At 44.8% G+C, this 23,402-nt stretch carries 19 protein-coding genes; all 19 read left to right on the plus strand.

All coding sequences use genetic code 11. The features are described 5' to 3' along the window. The first annotated feature begins 11 nt into the window (after positions 1–11). The 19 genes from DW183_RS08995 (at position 12) to DW183_RS09085 (ending at position 23,358) form a co-directional block, all read left to right on the plus strand. Positions 12–1,058, plus strand: coding sequence for an ABC transporter permease (locus tag DW183_RS08995; RefSeq protein WP_118281662.1), 1,047 nt, complete (start codon positions 12–14; stop codon positions 1,056–1,058). A gap of 14 nt (positions 1,059–1,072) precedes the next feature. Then, complete coding sequence (locus DW183_RS09000; RefSeq protein ID WP_118281663.1) at positions 1,073–2,077, plus strand: ABC transporter ATP-binding protein; 1,005 nt, start codon at positions 1,073–1,075, stop codon at positions 2,075–2,077. Then, positions 2,070–3,059, plus strand: a complete 990-nt coding sequence (locus DW183_RS09005; protein WP_118281664.1) for an ABC transporter ATP-binding protein — start codon at positions 2,070–2,072, stop codon at positions 3,057–3,059. Before DW183_RS09000 ends, DW183_RS09005 begins: the two co-directional genes overlap by 8 nt. 93 nt (positions 3,060–3,152) lie before the next feature. Further along, positions 3,153–4,790, plus strand: a complete 1,638-nt coding sequence (locus DW183_RS09010) for a peptide ABC transporter substrate-binding protein (protein WP_118281665.1) — start codon at positions 3,153–3,155, stop codon at positions 4,788–4,790. 287 nt (positions 4,791–5,077) lie between these two features. Then, on the plus strand, positions 5,078–6,175 hold the full coding sequence (locus tag DW183_RS09015) for a sugar kinase (RefSeq protein ID WP_118281666.1): 1,098 nt from the start codon (positions 5,078–5,080) through the stop codon (positions 6,173–6,175). A 271-nt stretch (positions 6,176–6,446) separates the two neighbouring features. Next, complete coding sequence (locus DW183_RS09020; protein ID WP_118281667.1) at positions 6,447–7,124, plus strand: response regulator transcription factor; 678 nt, start codon at positions 6,447–6,449, stop codon at positions 7,122–7,124. Positions 7,125–7,132: 8 nt separating this feature from the next. Beyond that, the gene (locus tag DW183_RS09025; RefSeq protein WP_118281668.1) at positions 7,133–8,113 is read left to right on the plus strand and encodes a sensor histidine kinase; all 981 of its coding nucleotides are present in this window, start codon (positions 7,133–7,135) and stop codon (positions 8,111–8,113) included. Positions 8,114–8,259: 146 nt separating this feature from the next. After that, the gene (locus tag DW183_RS09030; protein WP_118281669.1) at positions 8,260–9,027 is read left to right on the plus strand and encodes an ABC transporter ATP-binding protein; all 768 of its coding nucleotides are present in this window, start codon (positions 8,260–8,262) and stop codon (positions 9,025–9,027) included. Further along, entirely contained in the window at positions 9,020–10,993 is a 1,974-nt protein-coding gene (locus tag DW183_RS09035) for an ABC transporter permease (RefSeq protein WP_158573053.1), read from the plus strand. Before DW183_RS09030 ends, DW183_RS09035 begins: the two co-directional genes overlap by 8 nt. Positions 10,994–11,173: 180 nt before the next feature. Next, positions 11,174–12,493: an aspartate kinase gene (locus DW183_RS09040; protein WP_118281671.1), complete on the plus strand. Its 1,320-nt coding sequence runs from the start codon at positions 11,174–11,176 to the stop codon at positions 12,491–12,493. A 185-nt stretch (positions 12,494–12,678) separates the two neighbouring features. Beyond that, entirely contained in the window at positions 12,679–13,200 is a 522-nt protein-coding gene (locus DW183_RS09045; RefSeq protein ID WP_243069560.1) for a CarD family transcriptional regulator, read from the plus strand. Positions 13,201–13,408: 208 nt separating this feature from the next. After that, the gene (locus tag DW183_RS09050) at positions 13,409–13,837 is read left to right on the plus strand and encodes an Hsp20/alpha crystallin family protein (RefSeq protein ID WP_118281673.1); all 429 of its coding nucleotides are present in this window, start codon (positions 13,409–13,411) and stop codon (positions 13,835–13,837) included. 76 nt (positions 13,838–13,913) lie between these two features. Further along, the gene (locus DW183_RS09055) at positions 13,914–14,891 is read left to right on the plus strand and encodes a DnaJ C-terminal domain-containing protein (protein ID WP_118281674.1); all 978 of its coding nucleotides are present in this window, start codon (positions 13,914–13,916) and stop codon (positions 14,889–14,891) included. 27 nt (positions 14,892–14,918) lie between these two features. Beyond that, positions 14,919–17,510 carry an ATP-dependent chaperone ClpB gene (gene clpB / locus DW183_RS09060; protein ID WP_118281675.1) on the plus strand — a complete coding sequence of 864 codons (2,592 nt, stop codon included), beginning with the start codon at positions 14,919–14,921 and terminating at the stop codon, positions 17,508–17,510. A gap of 81 nt (positions 17,511–17,591) precedes the next feature. Next, positions 17,592–18,293, plus strand: a complete 702-nt coding sequence (locus DW183_RS09065) for a polysaccharide deacetylase family protein (RefSeq protein WP_158573055.1) — start codon at positions 17,592–17,594, stop codon at positions 18,291–18,293. A 199-nt stretch (positions 18,294–18,492) separates the two neighbouring features. After that, positions 18,493–19,818, plus strand: a complete 1,326-nt coding sequence (locus DW183_RS09070) for a replication-associated recombination protein A (protein WP_118281677.1) — start codon at positions 18,493–18,495, stop codon at positions 19,816–19,818. An 82-nt stretch (positions 19,819–19,900) separates the two neighbouring features. Further along, positions 19,901–21,184: an aminotransferase class I/II-fold pyridoxal phosphate-dependent enzyme gene (locus DW183_RS09075; protein ID WP_118281678.1), complete on the plus strand. Its 1,284-nt coding sequence runs from the start codon at positions 19,901–19,903 to the stop codon at positions 21,182–21,184. Positions 21,185–21,255: 71 nt separating this feature from the next. Further along, positions 21,256–22,065: a pyrroline-5-carboxylate reductase gene (proC, locus tag DW183_RS09080; RefSeq protein ID WP_118281679.1), complete on the plus strand. Its 810-nt coding sequence runs from the start codon at positions 21,256–21,258 to the stop codon at positions 22,063–22,065. A 489-nt stretch (positions 22,066–22,554) separates the two neighbouring features. Then, positions 22,555–23,358 carry an enoyl-CoA hydratase-related protein gene (locus tag DW183_RS09085; protein WP_118281680.1) on the plus strand — a complete coding sequence of 268 codons (804 nt, stop codon included), beginning with the start codon at positions 22,555–22,557 and terminating at the stop codon, positions 23,356–23,358. Positions 23,359–23,402 lie beyond the last annotated feature (44 nt).

Raw genomic sequence — 23,402 nt, forward strand, 5'->3', positions numbered from 1 at the left:
GGAGAAATGAGATGAAGAAGAATCCATTAAGTTTTCAGTTAGATTTGAATCCTGATGATTTTCTCCCTGCATCTGAGGAGGAAAAACAGAGTCAGGTCATCATGCGGGAAAGCGTTAGTTTCTGGAAAGACGGTTTCCGCAGATTGAGAAAGAACAAAGTGGCAATGGTATCTATCGTTGTTATCATTTTGGTCATGATTTTCTCATTTATTGTTCCATCGTTCTATCCATATACATACGATGAGCAGATCAAGGGTGCCAACAACCTTGCACCGTTTACATATTCCGCAGACGAGCAGGCAAGAATCGATGCCGGGGAATCCGTATTCCCACATGTCTTCGGTACAGATAAGATGGGACGTGACTACGCCATCCGTGTTATGATGGGTAGCCGTATCTCACTTCTGGTAGGTTTGATCGCTACAGCGATCATCCTGGTGATCGGATCTATTTACGGATCTATCGCAGCCTTCTTTGGCGGCTGGGTCGATCTGATCATGATGAGAATCGTAGATATCATATATACGGTTCCTGACGTGCTTTTGATCGTACTTTTATCTTTCGCTTTGAAGGATCCACTGAACAATCTGGCAAATGCACCTGGATTTAAGTGGGTACAGACAGTCGGAACCAACCTGATCAGTATTTTCATCGTATTCGCACTTTTGTACTGGGTAGGTATGGCACGTATGGTACGAAGCCAGATCCTCATGTTAAAGGAAAGCGAGTATGTTACCGCAGCCCGTGCACTTGGTGTCAGCAATGGTAAGATCATCAAGAACCATCTGCTTACCAACTGTATCGGTACATTGATCGTTACAACAACCTTGCAGATCCCATCCTCTATTTTTACAGAGTCTTTCCTGAGTTTCTTGGGAATGGGTGTTGCAGTTCCGCTTCCTTCTCTGGGAAGTCTGGCGAGTGATGCAATCAATGGTATCGGAACCTATCCATACCTGTTGTTCATCCCAGCTATTGCAATCAGTTTGATTATTTTGAGTTTTAACCTGTTAGGTGATGGACTTCGCGATGCATTCGATCCGAAGTTAAAGAATTAGAAAGGGGACGCGTCATGGCAGAAGAATACTTAGTAGATATAAAGAACGAGCGTCTTTCCTTCTTTACTCCGGCAGGAGAGGTTAAAGCGCTTAACGATGTATCCATTCATTTAAAAGAGGGAGAAGTCCTTGGTATCGTTGGAGAGTCAGGTTCCGGTAAATCCGTTACGGCATATTCTCTGATGGGACTGACGGCTCATCCTGGTAAATTGATAGGTGGTACATTACAGTTTAACGGTCACGAGATCGAGGATATGAGTGAAAAAGAGATGCGCAAGATCCGCGGTAAAGAAATCTCTATCATTTTCCAGGATCCAATGACCAGTTTGAATCCGGTTTACACCATCGGTAATCAGATCACGGAGGTTATCCGTCTGCATACCGACAAAGATAAAAAACAGGCATATGCCCGTGCAAAAGAATTGCTGGAACTCGTTGGTATCAACGAGCCGGAAAAGAGATTAAAGCAGTATCCGCATGAGTTGTCCGGTGGTATGAGACAGCGTGTTATGATCGCTATCGCACTTGCCTGCGAACCAAAGTTATTGATCGCAGATGAGCCTACAACCGCATTGGACGTTACCATTCAGGCTCAGATCCTGGAACTGATGATGGAACTCAAGGACAAACTCGGCATGGCGATCATCATGATCACACATGATCTGGGTGTTGTTGCTTCCATGTGTGACCGCATTGCGGTTATGTATGCAGGAAGAATCGTCGAGTATGGTACGACAGATGATATTTTCTATCGTCCACACCATATGTATACCAAGGGATTGATCCGTTCTATCCCTAGACTGGATACCAAGGAACATGAGAGACTGGTTCCGATCGAAGGAACTCCGGTGGATCTTTTGAACCCTCCGGCAGGTTGTCCTTTTGCACCTCGTTGCGAAGCATGTATGAAGATATGCCTGCGCGAGATGCCACCGGTAACCCAGTTTGATGATGTTCACTATACACAATGTTGGCTCAATCAGAAAGAAGCCATGGAGAAGGGAGAAGCAAATGAGTGATAAATTTATCGAAGTAGAACATTTGCGTCAGTACTTTCCAGCAGGAGGCCATGGTAAGCATAAAAAGTACATTCAGGCGGTAGATGATGTTTCTTTTAGCATCAATCGTGGCGAGACACTTGGTCTCGTAGGTGAGTCTGGATGTGGTAAGACTACCACAGGTCGTGCACTGTTGCGTTTGTATCAGCCAACAGGCGGACGTTTTACATATGACGGCGACGTTGTATTTGATGTAGAAAAAAATCAGTGGGCACAGATGCTTCCATATCGTAAGAAGATGCAGATCGTGTTCCAGGATCCATATGCTAGTCTGGATCCACGTATGACAGTTGGAGATATCGTTGGTGAAGCGATCGATACACATAATCTTGCTGCAAATAAACAAGAAAGATATGAATTAATTATTGACATGCTTCGTAAAGTTGGATTAAACTCTGAACATGCGAACCGTTATCCACATGAATTTTCCGGTGGACAGAGACAGCGTGTTGGTATTGCAAGAGCACTTGCAGTCAATCCAGAATTTATTGTCTGTGATGAGCCGATCTCCGCACTGGATGTATCCATTCAGGCACAGGTCATCAACATGTTTGAAGACTTGCAGGAAGAAATGGGTCTGACCTATCTTTTCATTGCACATGATTTATCTGTAGTAAAGCATATCTCAGATCGTATCGGTGTTATGTATTTAGGAAGAATGGTAGAACTGGCAGACAGTTATGAATTGACAACACACCCGGTTCATCCATATACAAAGAGTCTGATTTCTGCGATCCCGATCGCAGATCCAAAGATCGCGAGAACAAGCAAACGTATTGTTTTGGAAGGGGATGTACCAAGTCCGTTGAATCCACCTTCCGGATGTCGTTTCCGTACCAGATGCCCATATGCCACAGAACAGTGTGCGCAGGAAGTTCCTGAATTCAGGGAGATTTCTCCGGGACATTATGCAGCATGCCACAACCTGGATAAGGTACAGTAATTTATGGTAAACCTTGCGAGGTTTTTCCCCTCGCAGTGTTTATATAAACCTGGCAGTATAAAAGAAACTGCCCATATTTAAGGAGGAAAAAATATGAAAAAGAGAGTGATTTCCTTATTACTCGTTGCTGCAATGACAGTAGGTCTTGTAGCATGTGGATCATCTTCAGGAGATGGTAAGAAGTCTAGTGCTTCATCAGATGAAAAGATTTTATCTGTTGAGACTGGTCCAGATCCAGAGACAGTTGATCCAGCACTTAACTCCGCAATCGACGGTGGTGAGATGATCTTACACGCATTCGAGGGTCTTTTGAAACTCGATGAGAATGGCGATCCAGAAGCTGGACAGGCTGAAAAGTGGGAAGTATCTGATGATGGACTTACCTACACATTCCATTTAAGAGATGGTCTTAAGTGGTCAGATGGTTCTGATTTGACAGCAGAAGATTTCGTTTACAGTTGGCAGCGTGTCTGCGATCCTAACGTAGCAGCTCCATATGCATCAACTGTTCTTGGAATGGTTGAAGGATTTGATGAGGCAGCAGCTGGAGACATCGAAAAGCTTGGCGTTGAAGCAAAGGATGACAAGACATTTGTTGTACATCTTGCAAATCCATGCCCATACTTCGAATCTATTGCAGCATTTGCTACATTGAACCCAGTTCAGAAGGCAACAATCGATGCAAATGGTGATGCTTGGGCAACAGCAGCAGATACATATATTTCTAACGGACCTTTCTATGTAACTGAATGGGTTCCAGGATCTTATGTATTAATGAAGAAGAATCCTAATTACTGGGATGCTGATTCTATTAAGTTAGACGGAATCAAGTTCAACTTGATCGAAGATGCAAACGCTGCATACAGCGCATACCAGACAGGTGAATGTCAGATGATCAAGGATGTTCCTACAGAAGAGATTCCTTCACTTAAGGATTCTGATGACTTCCATGTAGAGCCAATCATCGGAACATACTACTTAAGCTTGAACCTTCAGAAAGAGCCATTTAACAACAAGCAGGTTCGTCAGGCACTTTCACTTGCTATCGATCGTGACTATGTTGCAAACACTTTGATGCAGGGAACATATTCTCCAGCTGGTAATCTTGTAGGACCAGGATGGAAAGATACAGATGGTTCTGATTTCTCTGAGAACGCTAATGGCGGTAAGGAATATATCAGCACAACAGATTATGATGCAAACCTTCAGAAGGCAAAGGATCTCTTGAAAGAAGCTGGATATGCTGATGGAAAGGGAATTCCAAAGATCACATATTCTACAAATGATGCAGGATATCATAAGGTAGTTGCTGAGTACTTACAGAAGGCTTGGGGCGAACTTGGTATTGATGTTGATGTAGAAGTCGTAGAATGGGCTTCCTTCACACCAATGCGTCGTAATGGTGATTACATGTCATCTCGTAATGGTTGGGTAGGTGACTACTCTGATCCATCTAACATCCTTGAACTGTTCACAACAGACAATGGTAACAACGATGGTAAATACAGCAACCCTGAATTCGATGCAGTAATCGAGAAGTCTAGAACAACTACAGACGCAGCAGAGCGTTCTGCAGCACTTCACGAAGCAGAAGATATCCTTATGGATGATGCTGCATGTATCCCAGTTGCATACTACAATGATTTCTATCTCATGAGCGACAAGGTTACAGGTGCATGGCATGCATCTAACGGATACTGGTACTTCATGTACGCTGACATCGCTGAGTAATCCGCAAGGAAACTTGGTTACGTTGTATCCGAAAGTAATTTCATAAGAGTTTTAAAGGAACTGTCCACAACTTGGGCAGTTCTTTTTTTACAAATTTTGCAATCCAGAAACATCGAAGATTTTGCGAGGTGCGGATTGCAAATTTTGTGGAAAACATTGCACAAGTTGTGGTGTTGGTAAAAAAGTAAAACAAGAAATTTGTTTCGTGCTATACTCCAACTTGTAAGTTATGTAGAAAAAGATGTCTAGGTGGGCATCGTAATATTTTAAATAAAAGGAGAAGAGAAATGGATTTGAATTTAAGACCAGCAAGTGAGTGCAAGTTTGACGCAGTTTCATTGGGTGAAGTTATGTTACGTCTGGATCCGGGCGAAGGCAGAATTCGCACCGCAAGACAGTTCCGTGCATGGGAAGGCGGCGGAGAATACAACGTAGTTCGTGGTCTTCGCAGATGCTTTGGCATGAATACCGGTGTTATCACAGCATTTGCTGATAACGAAGTAGGTAAGTTGATGGAAGATTTCATCCTTCAGGGTGGCGTTGATACCTCTCTGATCAAGTGGATGGATACAGACGGAATCGGAAGAATCTGCCGTAACGGTATCAACTTTACAGAGCGTGGATTTGGTATCCGTGGTGCAGTAGGATGCTCTGACAGAGCAAACACAGCAATCTCTAAGGCAAGGCCGGAAGATTTCGACTTTGATTATATCTTTGGTGAACTTGGTGCTCGTTGGTTGCATACAGGCGGTATCTATGCAGCACTTTCAGAGCAGTCATGCGAGACTGTTATCGCTGCAATCAAGGCTGCTAAGAAATATGGTACCATCGTATCTTACGATTTGAACTACCGTCCATCTATGTGGAGTGCTATTGGCGGACAGGCTAAGGCTCAGGAAGTGAACAAGGAAATCGCAAAATATGTTGACGTTATGATTGGTAACGAAGAAGACTTCACAGCATGTCTTGGATTTGAAATCGAAGGAAACGATGAGAACTTAAAGGAACTCAACCTTGACGGATACAAGAAGATGATCAACGAAGCAGCTAAGACATATCCTAACTTCAAGGCTGTTGCTACAACACTTCGTGAAGTTAAGACTGCAACTGTAAATGACTGGAGCGCAATCTGCTGGGCAGATGGTGAAATTCATAAGGCTAAGGATTACAAGGGACTTGAAATCATGGACCGTGTAGGTGGTGGAGATTCTTTCGCATCTGGATTGATTTATGGTCTTATGACAACAGGCGATGCAGAGTTGGCTGTTAACTATGGTGCAGCACATGGTGCACTTGCTATGACAACACCTGGTGATACCACTATGGCTAGCAAGAAGGAAGTAGAAGCAATCATGGGTGGTGCCGGAGCCCGCGTGCAGAGATAGGCTGAAAGCAACTTAATGAGAACGAGCATAAGCGAAGTTCGAATTTAGTGCGAGGCCCGCAGGGAGACTTAGTTGTCGCGAGTGATAACGAAGCGAGAACGCTAGTCGAGTCGTGTCAGAAAGCAACTTAATGAGAACGAACTTCCATATCTTAAAATACAACATAAATACTATGTCACCCCGCAGGGACTTTTCCCTGCGGGGATTTTTCTTTTTGACGTAAAGTGATAAAATGATAGGAAATAGTGTCTGAAATGTAGAAGGAGACCACATGTACCGCATATTTATCGTAGAAGACGACCCGACAATGGCAAACACCATGAAAGAAAAGATAGAGTCCTGGGGCAATGAAGCCAGGATTGTAGAGCATTTTCAAAATGTTATGACAGAATTTACGGCGTACGACCCACATCTTGTTTTGATGGATATCATGCTTCCGTTTTTTAATGGATATCACGGGTGTACGCAGATCCGCCAGGTTTCGCAAGTGCCAGTCGTATTCTTATCGTCAGCTTCAGATAATATGAATATTGTTATGGCAATGAATATGGGGGGAGATGATTTCCTGGCAAAGCCCATCGATCTGGATGTGATGATGGCAAAAATCACAGCAATGCTTCGGCGGACATATGACATGGGAAACCAGCTTCCTATGTTGGAGCATCGGGGGCTGATGCTGGGATTGATGGATTCTACCATCACCTATGATGGACAGAAAATCGAACTGACGAAGAATGAATTTCGCATTTTGCAGACATTGATGGAGCGCAAAGGTGAAATCGTCAGTCGTGATACGCTTATGATGCGTCTGTGGCAGATGGATGATTATGTAGAAGAAAATACGCTGACAGTCAATGTGAACCGCCTGCGTAAAAAATTAGACAGCATTGGCCTGCATGACTATATTGTGACAAAGGTTGGCGTCGGCTATCTCTTGCCCTTGGAATAGGAGGTCATATGAAAAAATATTTACAATATCGTCGGGGATATCTGTGCATATGGCTGCTTCTTTGCAGTGTTCCAATTCTGGTCCAGCTGCTTTATGGACAGGCACTGGAGAGCATTTTGTATGGCGTTGGTCTGGCAACTGTTTTGGTATTGCTTTTTATGGTGCATGATTTTTTGCATTTTCGCGAGAAAGAAGAAAAAAGAAAACAGGTTGCCCAGAATATGGGAAGCCGGGAATTGTGTTTGTTTGAAACGAATGATCCGGTAGAAAAAGAGTATCTCGATTTGCTCGGTCAGCTTACGAAACGCTATTGTAAACAGGCAGAACAACTGCAGACTGCAACAAAAGAAAGACAGGAGTATTATACGACGTGGGTGCACCAGGTGAAGACACCGATGGCAGCGATGAATATGTTACTGCAAAAAGAAGATACACCAGAAAGCCGACAACTGCAGCAGCAGCTTTTTCGTATGGAAGAGTATGTTGAGATGATTCTTCATTTTACAAGATTAGAGGAATCGGGAACGGACTTTGTTTTTGATTCCTATGATTTGGATGAATTGATACGAAAAACGATCCGTAAATATGCGTCCGTTTTTGTGCAGAAAAAGATTGCAATCTGTTATGATACGATCTCGGCACATGTGCTTACCGATGAAAAATGGTTTTGCTTTGTGCTGGAACAGGTGCTTTCCAATGCACTCAAATATACAAATCAGGGAAGTGTAACCATTGCCATGGAAATGCCGGGACTTCTTACCATTCGTGACACAGGAATCGGGATTGCGCCTGAGGATGTGCCACGCGTTTTTGAAAAAGGATACACAGGGTATAACGGCAGAGCAGATCACAAATCCACCGGTCTGGGATTGTATTTATGTAAGCGGACGATGAACCGCCTGCATCATAGTATTTCATTGACATCCGTTGTGGGCGAGGGAACAACCGTCACACTGGATCTTCGCAGAGAAGAGCGTATAATAGAATGATTTTTGCTATCTTACAAAAATGTCACACAAGAAGCCTTATATGTCACACGATTCGATGGTTGACTTATAGGGCTTTTGTTAAAGTATGCTTGTAATGAAAAAAGATAGTGCGCACGCAGGGGATGCGTGTAGGACAGGAGGAAAATATGGCTATGTTAGAAGTAAATTGTCTGGAAAAGATATATAAAACGCGTCTGGGCGGAAATCAGGTACAAGCATTATGGGATGTTTCGTTTTCTGTGGAACAGGGAGAATATTTGGCAATTATGGGAGAATCCGGAAGTGGTAAGACAACACTTTTGAATATTTTAGCAGCACTCGACCGACCAACGAGCGGCAGTGTTCTTTTAGATGGATGTGATATTACGGACTTGCCGGAAAAAGAAATTTCTAAATTCCGTCGTGATCATTTGGGATTTGTATTTCAGGATTTTAATTTGTTGGATACCTTTTCTCTAAGAGATAACATTTATTTACCAATGGTGCTTGCAGGGAAAAAACCAGAAGCGATGAAGGCAAAAGCAGAACCATTGGCAAAAAGACTGGGGATAGAGGATGTGTTAGATAAATTTCCATATGAGGTGTCTGGTGGACAGAAACAGCGTGCGGCAGTGACACGCGCACTTATGATGGATCCCAAACTGCTTCTCGCAGATGAACCGACAGGTGCTTTGGATTCAAAGGCAACAGATGAATTACTGCAGGTGTTCTCGGAGTTACATGCGGCAGGGCAGACAATCTTGATGGTAACCCATTCGACAAAAGCAGCATCGCATGCAAGCCGTGTTTTGTTTATAAAGGATGGAGAAGTGTTCCATCAGTTGTATCGTGGCAACAGTACAAATGAGGAAATGTATCAAAAGATTGCCAATACACTGACACTCTTGACGACAGGCGGTGATGAAAATGAGTAAAGGATTTTACCGCCAGCTGGCAAAAACGAATATGAAAAAGAATGGAAAAATATATACTCCTTATATACTCAGCGTGATTGCTGCTGTGGCAATGTTTTATATTATACAATCATTGGCACTGAATCCGGGATTTGAGAACATGCTCGGCTTTGATACAATGAATTCTATTTTGATATTTGCCTGTTGGGTTGTCCGCATTTTTCTAGTGATTTTCATGTTATATACGAACAGCTTTCTGATCAAGCAGAGAAGAAAAGAGTTTGGTGTTTACCATATGCTTGGCTTAGAGAAAAAACATCTGGCGATCACCTTGTTCTGGGAGAGCTTAAGTGTACTTGTGATAGGACTTTTAGCAGGAATCCTTTTTGGCATGCTTTTGGATAAACTTTTGTATGCAGTTCTGATACGCATGCTAGGTTTCTCTGTTCCGCTGGGCTTTTTTGTATCGCCGCTTGCGATTGGACATACGGTGGTATTGTTTGCCGTCATAATGGCGCTAAATTATTTTTATGATATTGCGCAAATTCATGCGACATCGCCAATCGAACTTTTACATGGAACGGATATGGGCGAAAAGGAACCACGTGCAAAATGGCTGCTTGCCATTCTTGGATTTATACTTTTGGCGACAGGCTATACTATTTCGCTGAAAATAGAAGATCCGGTGTCTGCACTTGCTATGTTTTTTGTAGCCGTTCTCTGCGTCATTTTTGGCACATATCTGCTGTTTACAGCGGGAAGTATTGCGTTACTAAAATTGCTGAAAAAGAAGAAAAGTTTCTATTATAAGACAAATCATTTTGTGAGTGTTTCCGGTATGATGTATCGTATGAAGCGAAATGCGATAGGATTAGCGCACATTTGTGTTCTTTCTACCATGGTGCTCGTGATGATTTCCACGACATCTTCTATGATGTTTAGCATGCACGATATTTTATATACGCGTTATCCGATGCAGAACATGTGTTATGTTTCCGGTACAAGTCGCAGTGACGATCAGAAGATGATAGAAGCCATTCATCAGATGGCGAAGGAAACCGGCTGTGATGTCAAAGATGAGATTTATGTACGCGGTTGTATTATTTATACCCGAAGACATGGAGATGCATTTGAAGCAGATGCGTCTGCCATGGGAACGTCTGCGGGAGTTCTTTTTTGCATGAATCTGGAGGATTACAATAAGAGCATGCATACAAAGGAGACGTTAGAACCGGGAGAGGTTTTGGTATATGCGGCTCATGAACGTTATGGAAAAGACATGATTGAGATTATGGGACAGGATTATCGTGCAAAAGAAGTGAAAAAGGCACCGTGCAATGGAATACTGGCATCTTATATGTCAAGTGGATATTACATTGTTTTCCCAGATGAAGCAGCGGTAGAGCAAATAGCAGAGCACATACCATATCAGTATGATGACTGTTTTAACGAGTTGCGATCATATTATGGTATTGATATCGATGGAGATGCTGATCAGCAAAAGGAACTCTATAAGAAAATACAAAAGTATCCATCCACAAACATGAGCAGCTTTTCTGTGGAAAATCGAAACGTGAATGAGAAATCGTTGAATGCGCTTTATGGTGGTTTGTTCTTTACGGGTGCTTTTCTTGGTGTACTCTTTATGATTGCAACAGTTTTGATCATTTATTATAAACAGATGTCAGAAGGATATGATGATCGAAAGAGATTTCATATTATGCAGCAGGTCGGCATGACGCATGAGGAAGTGTCCTCTGCCATTCGTTCCCAGGTGTTGATGGTATTTTTTATGCCGCTTGTAGCTGCCTGTATCCATACCTGTTTTGCTTTTCCAATGATCCGTCGTATGTTGTCACTCTTTAATATGCGCAATACAGCGCTTTTGGCAGGGTGTATGGTTGGCTGTTTTGTGGTATTTGGTATCATCTATGTGCTGGTGTATCTGATGACTGCCCGGACATACAATCGTATCGTACAGGAATAACCAGAAGGAATAACCGAAAAGTTTTTCCATTGCATGCACTTGACAGGATATGCTATAATCGAGAGCGGATATATTGTAGCAACGCAAGAAGAAACAGTATAAGATATAGTATAAGATATAGAAAGCATCTGATTTGATCGGACGATTTTTATATATACACGAGTGTTAAGGAGTAAGACAATGGTTAAAGTAGTAAAATTTGGTGGAAGTTCCCTGGCAAGTGCAGCACAGTTTGCCAAGGTAGGAGATATTATCCGCGCGGATGAGTCACGTCGTTATGTTGTGCCGAGTGCGCCGGGAAAACGTAATGCAAAGGATACGAAAGTAACAGATATGCTTTATTCCTGTTATGCATTAGCAGAAGCCGAGGAAGACTTTAAGGGTGCACTGAAAAAAATTAAGGAACGTTACAATTCCATTATCAATGGACTGAATCTGACACTTTCTTTGGAAGACGAATTCAGAACAATCGAAAAAAACTTTGCAGATAAAGCCGGAGAAGATTATGCAGCCAGCCGTGGTGAATATTTAAATGGTATCATCATGGCAAACTACTTAGGCTATGAATTTATCGATGCAGCAGAAGTGATCTTCTTTGACGAGAATGGAAACTTTGATGACTATAAAACAGATAAGGCGATGGCAGAACGTCTCTCGCATGTAGAAAAGGCTGTGATTCCAGGTTTTTACGGAAGTGATAGCAATGGCAATGTAAAAACATTCTCCAGAGGTGGATCTGATATTACAGGATCGATCGTTTCCAAGGCAGTACATGCCAGCGTCTATGAGAACTGGACAGATGTTTCCGGTTGTCTGGTCGCAGATCCTAGAATCGTTGAGAATGCACAGCCGATCAAGGTGATCACTTATAGAGAATTACGAGAACTTTCTTATATGGGCGCCTCCGTGCTGCATGAAGATGCAATCTTCCCGGTACGCAAAGCGGGCATCCCGATCAATATCAAGAATACCAATGCGCCGGAAGAACCGGGAACCATGATTGTGGAAAGCACCTGTCAAAAGGCAGATTATACGATTACCGGTATTGCCGGCAAGAGAGGCTTTGTAGCAGTCAATATTGATAAAGATATGATGAACTCAGAAGTGGGCTTCTGTCGTAAAGCACTGGAGGCATTTGAAGAGAATGGTATTTCCATTGAACATATGCCATCTGGTATTGATACCATGACAGTTTTTGTACATCAGGAAGAGTTCGAAGGAAAAGAGCAGCAGGTTATTTCTTCCATCCGTCGTCTCGTAAATCCGGACATCATTGATCTGGAAGCGGATCTGGCACTGATCGCTGTCGTTGGCCGTGGCATGAAGTCTACCCGTGGTACAGCAGGAAGGATCTTCTCTGCACTGGCACATGCCAACATCAATGTTAAGATGATCGATCAGGGATCTTCCGAGTTGAACATCATTATCGGTGTCAGCAACAATGATTTTGACAATGCTATCAAGGCTATTTACGATATCTTTGTGATGACACAGATCTAGATATATGGATCTTTTAAGGCACCTTTTGATAGGTGCCTTTTGTTTGTGAAAAATATCCATTTGCGTTTCAGATATACTTTGTGAAAATTCGCCCTTACATTTTTTGCCAAAAGTTGATAAAATATATATGTATATAGGTAAAATGTGTGTAAATTGTCGTGGACTCGATGGAGTTGTCGAAATTGGTGAAAGGATGTGTCAAGATGTTTGAAGTGGGCGAACGAGTAGTGTATGGTCATCATGGTGTATGCGAGATTGTAAAGATCGACACCCTGGATATGCCGAATGTGCCAAAAGACCGGCAGTATTATTATTTGTCGCCGACGACAGATGGCACCAGCATCATGTATGCGCCGGTGGACAATCCCAAACTTTCCATTCGCCGGGTTATGACCAAGGATGATGTCATGTCACTGATCAAGGCGATGCCGCAGATCGATATGTTAAACGTGACCAATGACAAGCAGCGTGAGAACGAATACAAGGAGTGCATCCGTAGTCTGGACGGCAAGGAATGGGTTCGTCTATTAAAGACTGTGCGGGAGCGTGGACGCGGACGCATGGAAAAGGGCAAGAAGATGACGGCTCTGGATGAGCGCTACATGAAGATGGCGGAGATGCAGTTGTACTCGGAGATTTCCGCGGTGCTGGAGATCCCGCGCAATCAGGTGGAGGGTTTCATCGAAGAACATATGGTAGTCGCATAAAATAAAGAAAGAGTAAACAGCAATCCCCAGATGGAAAAGATCCGTCTGGGGATTTTTGTGACGATTTTGTGAATTTTCAAAAATTATTAGCACTCACTATTGACGAGTGCTAATAAAGGTGCTATAACATAATTGTCAAAAGAAAAGACATTAAAACAATGAGATAAGAAAACAAATAGTTTTGATGATATGGAAGGAGCGATGACTTATGTTAATGCCTAGTATTTTTGGAAATGATTTTATGGATGATTTCTTTGTATTCCCACAGGAGAGAAAGACCACACCGACTGCTAAGGCAAACCTGATGCAGACGGATGTCAAAGAAACAGAGACAGGTTACGAAGTGGTGATTGATCTTCCGGGATATAGTAAGGAAAATGTAAACGCGGAATTGAAGGATGGCTATCTGATCATCAGTGCTACAACGAGCACGAATGACGAGGAGAAATCCGAAGATGGCAAGTACATTCGCAAGGAGCGTTACAGTGGTTCCTGCCAGAGAAGTTTTTATGTAGGTGAAGATATCACCCATGAGGACATCAAGGCGAAATTTGAAAACGGTACTTTGAAGTTGGATATTCCAAAGAAGGAAGCCCAGCCGAAGGTAGAGCAGAAAAAGACGATCGCCATTGAGTGATCGATGATAGGAACAAAAGAGGCTGGCTACAATCCGTAGCCAGTTTTCTTTTAAATAAGAAAGTAGGTGAGTTGGGATGTCTGCCAAGAGAGATTATTATGAAGTCTTGGGCGTCGACAAGAAAGCAGATGAGAGTACGATAAAGAAAGCGTTTCGGCGATTGGCAAAGAAATACCATCCCGATACCAATGCGGGGGATGCAAAGGCGGAAGAAAAGTTTAAAGAGATCACAGAAGCCTATGATGTCTTGAGTGATAAAGAAAAAAGAAAGTTGTACGACCAGTTTGGACACGCTGCCTTTACAGAAGGCTTTGATCCGAACCAGGCAAGTGGTTTTGGCGGCTCCGGCTTCGGGGGAACCAAGTTCTATCGCAATGGTGATGGCATGGAGTTTCATTTTGAAGGCGGCAATATGGATGATATGGGAGATATCTTTGATTCCATCTTTGGAGGTGCTTTTGGTGGTGGTGGCTCCGGTTTTGGCGGCAGATCTCAGGGCTTTGGCAACCGTGCAATGAAAGGAAAAGATCTGCATGCAGAGATCACCATATCCTTTGAAGATGCAGCCTTTGGCTGTGACAAGCAGATCACGATCTCTGATCCATCCGGCAGACAGCCGCAGACTTTGTCGGTGCATATTCCGGCAGGAATCGATGAGGGGAAGACTGTACGCCTTGCAGGAAAAGGTCAGCCGGGCATAAATGGTGGCAAGAATGGTGATCTGATGCTGGCAGTCCATGTGCTTGACAGTAAGGCTTTCCGTAGGGAAGGCATGGATGTCTATTCGACCATCCGTGTGCCATTTGTAACGGCAGCCCTGGGCGGATCTGCCAGAGTCCACACCTTGTACGGCGATGTCGAGTGTCAGATCAAAGAGGGCACCCAGTCCGGCAGCAAGATCCGTCTGAAAAATAAGGGTATCGTCTCCATGCGGAATGCGCAATTCCACGGCGATCAGTACGTGACCGTGGAGGTCGATGTGCCGAGACATCTGAATGCGATGGCAAAACAAAAATTAAGAGAATATGCAGGTGCAGAAAGAGCGTCTGCGTGATAAGATAAGATTTAGGAGGTGAAGCATATGAACATCCAGAAATTTACACAAAAGTCAATGGAAGCAGTGCAGGACTGTGAGAAATTGGCATATGAATATGGAAATCAGGAGATCGAACAGGAACATCTTTTGGTCGCTCTTTTGCAGCAGGAAAATGGACTGATCCCGCAGATGATCGAAAAGATGGAGATACAGTTAGAACATGTTAAGGATAATGCCATCCGGCATCTGGAGGCAAGGACAAAAGTCTCCGGGGGGCAGGTCTATGTCGGTAAGGACTTAAATCAGGTACTCATCCATGCAGAGGATGAGGCAAAGGCGATGGGGGACGAGTATGTCTCCGTCGAGCACCTTTTCCTTGCCATGATCCGTTACCCGAATCGTGCCATCAAGGAAATCTTTAAGGAGTATGGCATTACGAGAGACCGCTTTTTACAGGCACTTTCTACCGTGCGGGGCAACCAGAGGGTGATGACGGACAATCCGGAAGCAACCTATGATACCTTGGAGAAATACGGTTATGATATGGTCGAGCGTGCCAGAGACCAGAAACTTGATCCGGTCATCGGACGAGACGCAGAGATCCGCAATGTGATCCGTATCCTATCCCGTAAGACCAAGAATAACCCGGTACTGATCGGTGAGCCGGGTGTCGGCAAAACGGCAGCCGTAGAGGGTCTGGCACAGCGAATTGTCCGCGGGGATGTACCGGAAGGCCTGAAGGACAAGAAGTTGTTCGCCCTGGATATGGGTGCACTGGTCGCCGGTGCAAAATATCGTGGTGAGTTTGAGGAACGTCTGAAAGCCGTTTTGGATGAGATTAAGAATTCCGATGGCGAGATCATCCTCTTTATCGATGAACTGCATACCATCGTTGGTGCCGGAAAGACAGACGGTGCCATGGATGCGGGCAATATGTTAAAACCAATGCTTGCGCGTGGAGAATTGCATTGTATCGGTGCAACGACTCTGGATGAATACAGGGAATACATTGAAAAAGATCCGGCGCTGGAGCGACGTTTTCAGCCGGTTATGGTGGATGAACCATCGGTCGAAGACACCATTTCCATCCTGCGTGGTCTGAAAGAACGTTATGAAGTATTCCATGGCGTTAAGATCACAGATGGTGCGTTGGTTTCTGCGGCAACTTTATCCAACCGTTATATCTCAGACCGTTTCCTGCCGGATAAGGCGATCGATCTGGTCGATGAGGCGTGTGCCCTGATCAAGACGGAACTGGATTCCATGCCGACAGAGTTGGACGAACTCAACCGTCGTATCATGCAGCTTCAGATCGAGGAGACTGCGCTGAAAAAAGAGGACGATCATTTGAGTCAGGAGCGTCTGGAAAATCTGCAAAAAGAACTTTCCGAACTGCGGGAGAAATTCTCCGGACAGAAAGCCCAGTGGGATAACGAAAAGCACGCAGTAGAAAAGGTTTCCCAGTTACGAGAGGAACTGGAGAGCCTGCGCAATGAGATTAAGATCGCCCAGCAGAATTATGATCTGGAAAAGGCGGCAGAACTCCAATACGGCAAACTTCCACAGTTGGAAAAGCAGTTGGAGCAGGAAGAAGAACTGATCAAGAATAAGGATATGAGTCTTGTCCACGAGAGCGTGACCGAGGAGGAGATCGCCCGTATCATCTCCCGCTGGACCGGTATTCCGGTGGCAAAATTAAATGAGAGCGAGCGCAATAAGACCCTGCACTTAGCAGAGGAACTCCACAAGCGGGTCATCGGTCAGGATGAGGGCGTGACCAAGGTCAGTGAAGCCATCATCCGTTCCAAAGCGGGTATCAAAGACCCGGACAAACCGATCGGATCCTTCCTTTTCTTAGGACCTACCGGTGTAGGTAAGACGGAACTGGCAAAGACATTGGCGGCAAGCCTGTTTGACGATGAGAACAACATGGTACGTCTGGATATGAGCGAGTACATGGAGAAGTATTCCGTTTCCCGTCTGATCGGAGCGCCTCCTGGATATGTCGGCTATGATGAGGGCGGACAACTGACAGAGGCAGTCCGCAGAAAACCTTATTCCGTTGTCCTCTTTGACGAGGTGGAAAAGGCGCACCCGGATGTATTCAATGTCCTCTTGCAGGTCTTAGACGATGGACGTATCACGGATTCACAGGGCAGGACGGTTGACTTTAAAAATACCATTATCATCATGACCAGTAATTTGGGGTCTTCCTATCTGTTGGAGGGCATTGATGAAAATGGCAATATCCGACCGGAAGCCGAAGATGCCGTGATGAACGAACTGCGTCAGCATTTCAGACCGGAATTTTTGAACCGTCTGGATGAGACCATTTTGTTCAAGCCGCTTACCAAGGATAATATCGGTCATATCGTGACGCTTCTCATGGAGGAGTTGAACGGACGTCTGGCAGACCGTGAGATCCGTGTGGAATTGTCACCGGAGGCAGAGACCTACATTGTCGATCATGGTTATGATCCGATCTATGGTGCAAGACCACTCAAGCGGTATCTGCAAAAGTATGTAGAGACCATGGCAGCCAAATGCATTTTGGCAGATGAAGTGGATATGGGCGATACCATTTATATTGATGTAGCGGGTACAGAATTGACCGCTGTCGTAAAGCATCAGGCATAAAAGAGCACATTTTTCATATACTATAGTATGAAGAATAAGAGCAGAGCCAGTCTTGGCAAAAAGTCAGGGCTGGCTTTTTTTATGAAAAAGAAGTATATCCTGACGGGACTTTTTGGACTGCTTGTGACGTGTGGCGGACTTTTCTGGCAGTATGCGGTCTATGAAGGATCGGACCCGGTGCGAAAGACTGCGACAGTCATAAGCAATGCAGACTGGGCAGACCCGGCGGAAAAACTCGTAGCCCTGACTTTTGATGACGGTCCCCATCCGGTCTATACAGAGGAGATCCTTGATGTCTTGGATCAGGCAGGTATAAAGGCGAGTTTTTTTATGATGGGAAAAGAAGCAGAACTCTACCCGGATGTTGTAAAAAAGGTAAGCGATGCCGGGCATCTGATCGGAAATCACACATATACGCACGCCAATGTCTGCCAGATCTCCGCGGATGAGACAACAGAGGAGATAACAAAGACTAATGATATTTTAGAAGGTCTGACCGGAAAACGTCCGCAATTTTTCCGCCCGCCGTTTGGCTGCAAAAATGAGACCTTGGAAAAGCAGACAGGCATGTTCTGGATCTTCTGGGATGTGGATACTCTGGATTGGAGCCTACAGAACGCGGAGCAGGTTTATTGTAAGGTAGTGAAAAATGTGGGAGAAAATGATATTATTTTAATGCACGACGCTTATCCGTCCACTGTGGAGGCAGTCCGGGAACTCATTCCGGCTTTGCAGGAAATGGGCTATACCTTTGTGACAGTCGACCGCCTTGTGGAACCGTGATAGGTTTATGACATACAAGTGATAGAAAATATATATGACAAAAGACTTGTACTTTTTCCCATTATTTAGTATCTTATTAGGTGTGATGCATAATCAGATACGAAATCCTGCATTTTAAAACGAAAATGCAAGAAGAAATAGGAAATATGCAAGTAAATATGCAAGATTTTATATTTTAAAATGCAATTTCGGAGGAAACATGGATTTATTTGATTACATGCGACAGGAAAATGGAAAAAAGGAATCTCCTTTGGCATCCCGTATGCGGCCGACGAGTCTGGATGAAGTCGTCGGACAGCAGCATATCATAGGAAAGGACAAACTCTTGTATCGTGCCATCATGGCGGACAAGATATCATCCATTATTTTCTATGGACCGCCGGGAACCGGAAAGACGACCCTTGCCAAGGTCATTGCCAATACGACCAGCGCGGAATTTACATCCATTAATGCGACGGCGGCAGGCAAGAAAGACATGGAGCAGGTCGTGGAAAATGCCAAGAACATTCGGGGCATGTATGGCAAAAAGACCATTCTTTTCATTGATGAGATCCACCGTTTTAACAAGGGACAGCAGGATTACCTCTTGCCTTTTGTGGAAGATGGGACGGTCATTCTGATCGGAGCAACGACGGAAAACCCATATTTTGAGGTCAACGGCGCGCTTTTATCCAGATCCATCATCTTTGAACTAAAGCCATTATCCCAGGAGGACATCAAGACTTTGATCCGGCGCGCACTGACCGACAGTGCAAAAGGACTTGGCTCTTATGGAGCGGTCATTGATGATGATGCGCTTGATTTTCTGAGCGATATGGCAAATGGAGATGCCAGAAGTGCACTGACAGCCATTGAACTTGGCGTTCTTACGACAGAGCCTTCTGCGGATGGGAAGATCCACATTACTTTATCCGTGGCGAGTGAATGTATCCAAAGGCGTGTTGTGAAGTATGATAAGAGTGGGGACAACCACTACGACACAATCTCGGCTTTTATCAAGAGTATGCGGGGATCTGACCCGGACGCAGCTATCTATTATCTGGCGCGGATGCTCTATGCCGGAGAGGATGTCAAATTCATCGCACGACGCATCATGATCTGTGCAGCAGAGGATGTGGGAAATGCAGACCCGCAGGCTTTGCAGGTTGCCGTGGCAGCAGCACAGGCAGTGGAACGCATCGGCATGCCGGAGAGCCAGATCATCCTGGCTGAGGCTACCAACTATGTGGCATGTGCACCCAAGAGTAATGCCTCTTATCTGTCCATTGATGCAGCCATGCATATGGTGGCAAGCGGACAGACACCACCGATCCCGGTACATTTGCAGGATTCACATTACAAATCCGCCGGTAAGTTGGGACATGGCATTGGTTATCAATACGCACATGATTTTAAAAACCATTATGTCGCACAGCAATATCTGCCGGATGCTTTAGCAGGCACACGTTTTTATGAGCCGACAGATATGGGCTACGAAAAACAGATCCGGGATCATCTGGAAAAGATCCGCAGAGAAGCGGAGTAAGAGGAAATGACCTTTGCGGGCGATGACAGCAGTCGGCAAAGTTTATTTAATAAAGGAACAAGCAACAGGAGGAACAAATAGCATGCAAACATATGCAGACATGACAAAGGAACAGTTGCAGGAAGAACTGACAAAGGTACGTCAGATCTACAAAGAGTATCAGGACAAGGGTCTGAAACTCGATATGTCCCGTGGTAAACCATCCAGCGGGCAGTTGGATCTGGGCATGGGGCTGCTCAATGCAGTGGATGCAGAGTCTTTGATGCAGGCAGAAAACGGTCTGGATACACGTAATTACGGCGGACTGGACGGCATCCCTGAGGCAAAGCGTCTTATGGCAGGTATTATGGAAGTCAGACCGGAACAGGTCATTGTTTGTGGCAATTCCAGTTTAAATACCATGTATGACATGGTGGCTCGTGGAATGCTTTTGGGTTATTTGGGCCAGACCCCTTGGTGTAAATTAGATAAAGTAAAATTCTTATGTCCGGTGCCTGGCTATGATCGTCATTTTGCAGTGACCGAGCATTTCGGCGTGGAAATGATCAATGTGCCAATGACAGAAGAAGGACCGGATATGGATATGGTGGAAAAATTGGTAGCAGAGGATGATGCCATCAAGGGTATCTGGTGTGTACCGAAGTACTCCAATCCACAGGGCGTGATCTACTCTGATGAGACGGTGAGACGTATGGCAGCATTAAAGCCGGCAGCAAAAGATTTCCGTATCTTTTGGGATAACGCTTATGCCGTACATCATCTGTATGGCGCAGAAAAGGGAAAGATCTTAAATATTTTGGATGAATGTGAGAAGGCAGGCAACCCGGATATGGTATTTGAGTTCTGCTCTACCTCCAAGATCTCCTTTGCCGGAGGTGGCATTGCAGCCATTGCAGCATCTGAGGCAAACCTTGCGGATATCAAGAAGTCACTGACTATTCAGACGATCGGTTTTGACAAGGTCAACCAGTTGCGTCATGTCCGTTTCTTTAAAGATGCCGATGGCATTGCAAAACATATGGAAAAACATGCAGAATTTTTAAGACCTAGATTTGAACTGGTACTGGAAACTTTGGAAAGCCAACTTTCCGGTCTGGGAGCAGGATCATGGATCAAGCCGATGGGCGGTTATTTCATCACATATGAGACAAATGAGGGCTGCGCCAAGCGTGTCGTTGCGCTGGCAAAAGAGGCTGGTGTTGTGCTGACACCAGCAGGTGCACCATTCCCATATGGCAAGGATCCAAAAGATTCTGTCATCCGTATTGCACCATCTTATCCAACCATGGAAGACTTAAAGGCAGCTGCAGAGATCTTCTGCGTATGCGTAAAGGTGGCAACGATTGAGAAACTACTGGAGAACTAAAACGGCATTGTTATCAGATGTGAGTGCTTGTAGAATAGAGTAGTTAAGATGGGATTCTAGGAGGAAAGATCATGGCAAAGACAGTTGGAGTGATCGGTAGTGGAAATATGGGCAGAGCCATCATGGGCGGCATGATCGCGGCAGGGCTTTATGCGCCGTCGCAGATTCTGGCATCTGCAAAGACAAAGGAAACGGTTGAAAAAATAGAAAAAGAACTTGGCATTGTTGCAACGACGGACAATACTGAGGTGGCAAGAAAGGCAGATATTTTATTCCTTGCCGTAAAGCCGGGGGTATTTGCCACGGTGATCCCACAGATTCGGGATGTCTGTAAAGAAGGTCAGGTGGTCGTATCGATCGCAGCCGGACAGACACTGGCGTCCATTACAGATCTGTTTGGACGGCAGATCAAGCTGGTGCGTTCTATGCCAAACACACCGGCACTGGTGGGCGAGGCAATGAGTGCCGTGACACCGAATGAAAAGATCAGCCCGGAAGAATTGCAGGAAGTCATGGCAATCTTTGAAAGTTTTGGCAAGGCAGAGATCGTGCCGGAGACTATGATGGATGCCGTTGTTGGCGTGAGCGGATCTTCCCCTGCCTATGTCTATCTGTTTATCGAGGCAATGGCGGATGCTGCAGTTGCCGACGGCATGCCAAGAAAGCAGGCTTATAAATTTGCAGCCCAGTCTGTCCTTGGGGCAGCCAAGATGGTATTGGAGACAGGAGAGCATCCGGGACTCCTTAAGGATGCTGTCTGCTCCCCGGGCGGCACGACCATTGCAGCCGTAGCCGAGTTGGAAAAATCGGGACTGCGTTCCTCTGTGATCGAGGCACAGCGGGCATGCGTGCAGAAGTCAAGGGATATGAGTAAGGAATAAGATAAGATTTACTGGAAAGCAGTTTTCGATGGCTAAAGTATGCTGGCGTTGCTCTCGCAACGATCAATGCTACGGAACCAAGAATGTCACTCAATCAAAATGCAAAATTGATGGGGATTAAGAGTCAATCTTTGTGACTTTGTAAGAGTAAAAGAGCATCAAAACGAGCGCGTTCGTCAGCAGAACGCGCTTCTTTTATGCATTGCATGAGTGATGCGTATTTGGCAGATGAACTAGTCATGGAGTATCAGCAACACAATTCATAGCCCTCTTGCCAATTCCTTTGGTCTTGCTCAATGGCGGCATGCACGCTTTCTTTGAAAAACTTGGTATCACGAAACCATCTTTATCGGTGCTGACATGGGCATATCAGAAATATCCCAAATAACCTCTAAATAAGATTGACAAAAAATTATCAAAGTAGTATAGTGAGGATAAGTGATAATTGACAGATAATTTGATCTGTCGTCAATCGAGGAGGAAAGAAACATGGGAGAATTCAAAAATTTAAAATTAGACGTAGAAGATGAAATCGCTGTCCTGACCATCAGCCGTCCGGCAGCCCTCAATGCCTTAAATAGTGAGACATTGGACGAATTAAATGTAGCACTGACAGAGATCGAGGCTAGAGATGATGTCAAGGTTCTGATCCTGACCGGTGGTCCTGATAAGAAGGGCAATGAGTTCAAGTCCTTTGTAGCAGGGGCTGATATCGCAGAGATGGTCAACTTTAGCGCAGCAGAAGCAAGAGCCTTTGGTATGAGAGCATCTGTTCCATTCTTCAAGTTGATGAATATGCGTCAGGTTACGATCGCTGCTGTCAATGGTTTTGCTCTTGGCGGTGGATGCGAGATTTCCATGGCATGTGATATCCGTATCGCATCTGAAAACGCTAGTTTCGGTCAGCCGGAGACAGGCCTTGGTATCATTCCTGGATTTGGCGGAACCCAGCGGCTGGCTCGTCTGGTTGGTATGGGACGTGCAAAGGAAATGATCTTTACCTGTGACTCTGTTGATGCACAGGAAGCATACCGCATCGGTCTGGTAAATAAGGTTGTTGCCAAGGAAGAACTCATGGATACCGCAAAAGCAATGGCTAAGAAGATCTGCAGCAAGGGAAGTTATGCAGTATCTGTTGCCAAGGCTGCGATCAACAACGGCTATGACATGGACATCAAGAATGCTGTAGAGATGGAGGCAAACCTCTTTGGTGTGGCATGTTCTACACATGATAAGACAGAAGGCATGACTGCATTTTTGGAAAGACGCGCAGCAGATCTGACAGACTTCTAAAAAGCAAATTGACAAACGATACATAAAATGACATGAAAAAAGAC

Source organism: Roseburia sp. AM16-25 (genome assembly GCF_003473825.1).
Classification (GTDB): Bacteria; Bacillota; Clostridia; order Lachnospirales; family Lachnospiraceae; genus Pararoseburia; species Pararoseburia lenta.

Excerpts from the sequence above, each read along its gene's own strand:
- DW183_RS09000 (WP_118281663.1), top strand. The coding sequence starts at position 1,073 with ATGGCAGAAGAATACTTAGTAGATATAAAGAACGAGCGTCTTTCCTTC.
- DW183_RS09020 (WP_118281667.1), top strand. The coding sequence starts at position 6,447 with ATGTACCGCATATTTATCGTAGAAGACGACCCGACAATGGCAAACACC.
- DW183_RS09015 (WP_118281666.1), top strand. The coding sequence starts at position 5,078 with ATGGATTTGAATTTAAGACCAGCAAGTGAGTGCAAGTTTGACGCAGTT.
- DW183_RS09050 (WP_118281673.1), top strand. The coding sequence starts at position 13,409 with ATGTTAATGCCTAGTATTTTTGGAAATGATTTTATGGATGATTTCTTT.
- DW183_RS09035 (WP_158573053.1), top strand. The coding sequence starts at position 9,020 with ATGAGTAAAGGATTTTACCGCCAGCTGGCAAAAACGAATATGAAAAAG.
- clpB (WP_118281675.1), top strand. The coding sequence starts at position 14,919 with ATGAACATCCAGAAATTTACACAAAAGTCAATGGAAGCAGTGCAGGAC.
- DW183_RS09005 (WP_118281664.1), top strand. The coding sequence starts at position 2,070 with ATGAGTGATAAATTTATCGAAGTAGAACATTTGCGTCAGTACTTTCCA.
- DW183_RS09010 (WP_118281665.1), top strand. The coding sequence starts at position 3,153 with ATGAAAAAGAGAGTGATTTCCTTATTACTCGTTGCTGCAATGACAGTA.
- DW183_RS09085 (WP_118281680.1), top strand. The coding sequence starts at position 22,555 with ATGGGAGAATTCAAAAATTTAAAATTAGACGTAGAAGATGAAATCGCT.
- DW183_RS09030 (WP_118281669.1), top strand. The coding sequence starts at position 8,260 with ATGGCTATGTTAGAAGTAAATTGTCTGGAAAAGATATATAAAACGCGT.
- proC (WP_118281679.1), top strand. The coding sequence starts at position 21,256 with ATGGCAAAGACAGTTGGAGTGATCGGTAGTGGAAATATGGGCAGAGCC.
- DW183_RS08995 (WP_118281662.1), top strand. The coding sequence starts at position 12 with ATGAAGAAGAATCCATTAAGTTTTCAGTTAGATTTGAATCCTGATGAT.
- DW183_RS09075 (WP_118281678.1), top strand. The coding sequence starts at position 19,901 with ATGCAAACATATGCAGACATGACAAAGGAACAGTTGCAGGAAGAACTG.
- DW183_RS09040 (WP_118281671.1), top strand. The coding sequence starts at position 11,174 with ATGGTTAAAGTAGTAAAATTTGGTGGAAGTTCCCTGGCAAGTGCAGCA.
- DW183_RS09025 (WP_118281668.1), top strand. The coding sequence starts at position 7,133 with ATGAAAAAATATTTACAATATCGTCGGGGATATCTGTGCATATGGCTG.
- DW183_RS09065 (WP_158573055.1), top strand. The coding sequence starts at position 17,592 with ATGAAAAAGAAGTATATCCTGACGGGACTTTTTGGACTGCTTGTGACG.
- DW183_RS09070 (WP_118281677.1), top strand. The coding sequence starts at position 18,493 with ATGGATTTATTTGATTACATGCGACAGGAAAATGGAAAAAAGGAATCT.
- DW183_RS09055 (WP_118281674.1), top strand. The coding sequence starts at position 13,914 with ATGTCTGCCAAGAGAGATTATTATGAAGTCTTGGGCGTCGACAAGAAA.